The organism is Microbacterium sp., assembly GCF_036277215.1.
In the GTDB taxonomy this organism is placed as follows: domain Bacteria; phylum Actinomycetota; class Actinomycetes; order Actinomycetales; family Microbacteriaceae; genus Microbacterium.
In genome coordinates this window covers 1-5,500 of the sequence record NZ_DASUNI010000328.1, presented here as the reverse complement: position 1 = coordinate 5,500, position 5,500 = coordinate 1, and the positions used below count along the sequence as shown (strand labels likewise).

Annotated in this window: 6 protein-coding genes; 3 read left to right on the top strand and 3 right to left on the bottom strand. The window is 66.3% G+C overall.

Going from position 1 to position 5,500, the window contains the following annotated elements:
* The 3 genes from VFX99_RS15825 to VFX99_RS15815 all read left to right on the top strand — a co-directional run.
* A partial coding sequence (locus VFX99_RS15825; protein ID WP_329667251.1) for a cytochrome c oxidase subunit I occupies nt 1–1,272 on the top strand: 1,272 nt, incomplete at its 5' end.
* On the top strand, nt 1,273–1,707 hold the full coding sequence (locus VFX99_RS15820; RefSeq protein WP_329667250.1) for a cytochrome c oxidase subunit 4: 435 nt from the start codon (nt 1,273–1,275) through the stop codon (nt 1,705–1,707).
* A 7-nt stretch (nt 1,708–1,714) separates the two neighbouring features.
* Nucleotides 1,715–2,509 carry a PP2C family protein-serine/threonine phosphatase gene (locus VFX99_RS15815; RefSeq protein WP_329667249.1) on the top strand — a complete coding sequence of 265 codons (795 nt, stop codon included), beginning with the start codon at nt 1,715–1,717 and terminating at the stop codon, nt 2,507–2,509.
* A gap of 2 nt (nt 2,510–2,511) precedes the next feature.
* Here the strand turns inward: VFX99_RS15815 and VFX99_RS15810 are convergent, their stop codons facing one another.
* The 3 genes from VFX99_RS15810 to VFX99_RS15800 form a co-directional block, all read right to left on the bottom strand.
* The gene (locus VFX99_RS15810) at nt 2,512–2,931 is read right to left on the bottom strand and encodes a rhodanese-like domain-containing protein (protein WP_329667248.1); all 420 of its coding nucleotides are present in this window, start codon (nt 2,929–2,931) and stop codon (nt 2,512–2,514) included.
* Nucleotides 2,932–3,074: 143 nt separating this feature from the next.
* Entirely contained in the window at nt 3,075–4,883 is a 1,809-nt protein-coding gene (locus VFX99_RS15805) for a ubiquinol-cytochrome c reductase cytochrome b subunit (RefSeq protein ID WP_329667247.1), read from the bottom strand.
* A 56-nt stretch (nt 4,884–4,939) separates the two neighbouring features.
* Nucleotides 4,940–5,500: Rieske (2Fe-2S) protein (locus tag VFX99_RS15800; protein ID WP_329667246.1), on the bottom strand; the 561-nt coding region annotated here is incomplete at its 5' end.

Here is a 5,500-nt window from a genome sequence, read left to right as displayed (position 1 = left end):
TATGCGCCGTTGTCGAACACCACCTTCAGCCCTGGCGTAGGTGGTGACCTGTGGGTCTTCGGCCTGGCCCTTTCAGGGTTCGGAACCATCCTTGGTGCCGTCAACTTCATCACCACCATCATCTGCATGCGCGCGCCAGGCATGACGATGTTCCGGATGCCGATCTTCGTCTGGAACACGCTGATCACCAGCCTCCTCGTGCTGATGGCCTTCCCGCCCCTGGCGGCCGCCCTGTTCGCGCTCGGCGCGGACCGCCGCCTCGGCGCGCAGATCTTCAACCCGGAGAACGGCGGCGCCATCCTCTGGCAGCACCTGTTCTGGTTCTTCGGGCACCCCGAGGTGTACATCATCGCGCTGCCGTTCTTCGGCATCGTGTCCGAGGTGTTCCCGGTCTTCAGCCGCAAGCCGATCTTCGGCTACAAGACCCTCGTATACGCGACGATCGCGATCGCCGCACTGTCGGTCGCGGTGTGGGCCCACCACATGTACGTCACCGGAGCGGTCCTGCTGCCGTTCTTCGCGCTGATGACCATGCTCATCGCGGTGCCCACCGGCGTGAAGATCTTCAACTGGATCGGGACGATGTGGCGGGGCTCGGTGACCTTCGAGACGCCGATGATGTTCGCGCTCGGCTTCCTCGTGTCGTTCGTGTTCGGCGGCCTGACCGGCATCATCCTCGCCTCGCCGCCGCTGGACTTCCCGCTCTCTGACTCCTACTTCGTCGTGGCGCACTTCCACTACGTGGTGTTCGGAACCGTGGTGTTCGCCATGTTCGCCGGCTTCTACTTCTGGTGGCCGAAGTGGACCGGGAAGATGCTCAACGAGCGCATCGGCATGGTGCACTTCTGGATGCTGTTCATCGGCTTCCACATGACCTTCCTCATCCAGCACTGGCTGGGCGTCGACGGCATGCCGCGCCGGTACGCAGACTACTCCGCACAGGACGGTTGGCTGTGGGAGAACCAGGTGTCGTCCATCGGCGCCATGATCCTCGGCGCATCGATGATCCCGTTCCTGTTCAACGTCTGGATCACCGCTCGCAAGGCGCCGAAGGTGACCGTGAACGACCCATGGGGCTACGGTGCGTCGCTCGAATGGGCGACCTCGTGCCCGCCGCCGCGGCACAATTTCACCTCGATCCCGCGCATCCGCAGCGAGCGTCCGGCCTTCGATCTGAACCACCCCGAGGCCGGCATCCCGGTCGGTGTCGGACCGGCGAAGGACGCGCCCGAAGCCCCGGTCGTCGACCTCGACAAGGGAGAGGTGAAGTAGGTGCGCACCAACACGGGCCTGTGGTGGCTGCTGTCCGGCTTCTTCCTGCTGATGACGGTTACGTACTCCGTCTGGAGCATCGTCGTAAACCTGATCAACCCGTGGTACATCGCCATCGAGTGGGTGGGCACTGTCGGGCTGCTCTTCGCGACGTTGATGTCAGCGCTGATCGCCTTCTTCATCGGTCGCGTACACAGAGCACAGGGCGGCGAGCTGCCCGAAGACATCCTGACGGCGGACATCGACGATGGGGATCCCGAACTCGGCGAGTTCAGCCCCTGGTCGTGGTGGCCCATCACTCTCGCCTTCTCCGCGGCCCTGGGCATGATGGGCCTCGCGATCGGAACCTGGCTGTTCCCCATCGGCCTGGCCGTCTTCCTCGTCGCCATCGTCGGATGGGTGTACGAGTACTACCGCGGATACTTCGCGCGCTGACCGCCCCGTGCCGGTTCGATTGAGGACCGCCGCCGTCTCGGACGTGGGCGGCTATCGCACGGCGAACCAGGATGCCGCCTTCGCGGCGCCCTGGGGAGCGGCGGTCGCCGACGGCGTCGGCGGTGGTCCATCCGGCGATCTCGCGTCAGCCGCGCTTCTGCATCGCCTCGTCGCGGGGCGCATGATGCTGCCGGATGCCGAGGCGCTGGCGGTGCGGATCCGCGAGGCCAATTGGGACCTGCGCGCCCACGCCGAACGCGACGCGTCGCTGCGCGGGATGGCCACTACCCTCACCGGGATCTTCGTGTCGTCGTCGGGCCGGCTGCTGGTGGCGCACACCGGTGACTCGCGGGCGTATCTGCTGCGCCGCGGGGTGTTCACACGCCAGACGCGCGACGACTCGTACGTGCAGGCACTGCTCGATCACGGGCTGATCGCTCCCGAGGACGCGGCATCCCATCCCCGTCGCAACATCATCACGGCGTCGTTGCGCGGCGGCGAGGATGACACGACCTCGGTCGTGGACCGCGACGTCCACATCGGCGACCGCTGGCTGCTGTGCAGCGACGGCGTGACCGACTATCTGCCCGAGGACGACGTGCGGCGCGTCTTGGGTGTCGCTGTGTCGCCCGCCACAGCGGCTGCCTCGCTCGTCTCGCTCGCGCTGGAAGCCGGATCCCAGGACAACGTGACAGCCGTCGTCTGCGACGTCGACTTCGTGCAGCAGGCATCCGGCAACCACGCGCCGACCTTCTACGGCGCTGCGGCAGACCGGTTCTGCGAGGAACTCGAGACCGCTTAGCCTCAACCGGCGACAGGGGTGCGCACGACCATCACCTGGTCGTCGAACGTCCGCGGGAGCGCGCCGTCGTCATTTTCGGTCGGCTGCCCCTCGCGGATCCAGTACTCGTAGCCGCCGATCATCTCCTTGACCGAATAACCCAGCTTCGCGAACTCGAGAGCACCCTTGGCGCCGCCGTTGCATCCGGGGCTCCAGCAGTAGACGACCACGGGCACCTCGGGATCGAGCTCGGCAGGTGCGCGCTCGGCGATGTCCTGGTGGCGGAGGTGGACCGCGCCCGAGATGCGTCCCTGGGCCCAGGCGGCGTCGCCGCGGACGTCGACGAGCACAAACCGCTCACCGTCCGTCTGGGCGGCGTACACGTCGGACGCGTCCGTTTCGTGGGCGAGCTTGGCGGCGAAGTACGAGAGGGCATCGGTCATGGTTTGACGTTACGCGGGAACGGATGCCGGATCCGCTCCTGTCGCGGTCAGCCGACGCCGGATTACTGCCGTTGTGAAGCCGGATGCCCCGGCGCGGACAGCTCAGAGGGTGTCGCGCCGGGGCATCCGATGGCATCGGGGCGTTACGCGCCGAACTCCTTCTCGCGGTTCCTCGGCTTCTTCGTGCCGTCCTCGGTGACGATCACGTTCGACGGGCGAACGGCGGTCTCCGAGTTGTGGCCGTCATCGATCGGGACGTGAGGAGCATCCGGAACACCGGCGCGCTCGTGCGCGGCCTGGAGCTCGGCGTGCTCTTCGGTCGCGATGTGCTCCAACTCGTGATGCTGGTGCGCAGCCGCGGCGTCCAGCTCGGACTGCGTGAGCGGGGCGAGACGGTCTTCGAAGAGCTGGCGCGACAGCACGGCGCGGATGTTCTCGTGCCAGGGGATGCGACCCCTCGCATTCGGACGAACGATGAGCGGCTCGTAGTTGTCGTTGTCGACGAGCTTCCAGCGCTCGTACTCGTCCACCGGCTGGTGGACCTCGATGTACTCGCCGCCGGGCAGGCGGACGATGCGACCGGACTCGTAGCCGTGCAGCGCGATCTCGCGGTCCTTCTTCTGAAGGGCGATGCAGATGCGCTTGGTGACGAAGTACGCGATGATCGGGCCGATCACCAGCAGCGCCTGGAGCGTGTGGATCACGCCTTCCATCGTGAGGTAGAAGTGCGTCGCGATGATGTCGGAGGACGCCGCAGCCCAGAGCACCGCGTAGAACGTCACGCCGCCTGCGCCGATCGCGGTGCGCGTCGCCGAGTTGCGGGGACGCTGGGCGATGTGGTGCTCGCGCTTGTCGCCCGTGATCCACGCCTCGAGGAAGGGGTAGAGCAGCACGACGGCGATGAACAGTCCCAGGCCGACGAGCGGCACGAGGATGTTGAACGACCAGGTGCGGTCCAGGAAGACGAACTCCCAGCCCGGCGGCACGAGTCGGAGGGCGCCGTCGGCGAAGCCGATGTACCAGTCCGGCTGGGTGCCCGCCGACACGGGGGACGGGTCGTACGGCCCGTAGTTCCAGATCGGGTTGATCGTGAACAGCGATGCGATCAGAACGATCACGCCGAACGTGATGAAGAGGAAACCGCCCATCTTCGACATGTACACGGGCATCATCGGGTAGCCCACGACGTTGCTGTTCGTGCGGCCGGGACCCGCGAACTGGGTGTGCTTGTTGATCACCATCAGCATGAGGTGTACCACGAGCAGCCCGACCAGGATCGCCGGCAGCAGCAGGATGTGCAGCGTGTACAGGCGTCCGACGATAGCGATGCCCGGGAACTCGCCGCCGAACAGCAGGAACGAGGTCCACGTGCCGATCAGGGGGATGCCCTTGATCATGCCGTCGATGATGCGCAGTCCGTTGCCCGACAGCAGGTCGTCCGGCAGCGAGTAGCCCGTGAAACCCTCGCCCATGGCCAGGATGAACATCACGAACCCGATCACCCAGTTCAGCTCGCGGGGCTTGCGGAACGCGCCGGTGAAGAAGATGCGCAGCATGTGCACACCGATCCCCGCCACGAAGACGAGGGCGGCCCAGTGGTGGATCTGACGGACGAGCAGCCCGCCGCGGATGTCGAAGGAGATGGTCAGCGATGAATCGAGCGCGGCCGACATCTCAACTCCGCGCATCGGGAGGAACGCACCGGTGTAGTGCGTGGGAACCATAGACGCCTGGAAGAAGAACGTCAGGAACGTCCCCGATAGCAGGACGACGACGAAGCTCCACATCGCGATCTCGCCGAGCATGAACGACCAGTGATCGGGGAAGACCTTGCGGCCCAGCTCCTTGACGAACCCGGAGAGGCTCGTGCGCTCGTCGATGTAGTTGGCGGTGGCGCCGAGGAACTTACCGCCGAGAGGACCGCCGTTCTTCCCCTCGGGAAGAGTCGTCATGTCCTCCCGGACTGCTTCTTGACCCGTGAGGTTCTCTGTGGGGTGGGTTGAGGTACTCAATGGCGCTCCCAGAAGCTCGGGCCGACCGGCTCGGTGAAGCCGCTGCGCGCGACGAGGTAGCCCTCGTCGTCGATCGTGATCGGCAGCTGCGGCAGGGGTCGCGCGGCCGGGCCGAAGATGACCGCCGCGCCGTTGGCCACGTCGAACTGCGACTGGTGGCAGGGGCAGAGCAGGTGGTGCGTCTGCTGCTCGTACAGCGCGACCGGGCATCCGACGTGGGTGCAGACCTTGGAGTAGGCGACGATGCCGTCGTACGACCAGTCTGCCCGCTCAGGGGTTTCGTTCAGATCCTCGGGAAGCAGGCGCATCAGAAGGACGATGGCCTTCGCCTTCGCCTCGAGGTAGCCCTCCGAGTGATCGAGTTCGGCGAGCGCCTCGGGGATCACGTGCACGGCCGATCCCAGGGTCACGTCGGCTGCGCGGATCGGCGTCCCTTCGGGATCGTGGGCCAGGCGCATGCCCTCGGTCCACATGGTCTCCTCGAGAAGTGCGACCGGGTTCTCGCCTTCGGGGGCCAGCCCGCGGAACAGGACGATGCCGGGGGCGACCGATGCGAC

Coding starts and splice junctions, on each gene's coding strand:
- VFX99_RS15805 (WP_329667247.1), bottom strand. CDS start 4,883: ATGACGACTCTTCCCGAGGGGAAGAACGGCGGTCCTCTCGGCGGTAAG.
- VFX99_RS15810 (WP_329667248.1), bottom strand. CDS start 2,931: ATGACCGATGCCCTCTCGTACTTCGCCGCCAAGCTCGCCCACGAAACG.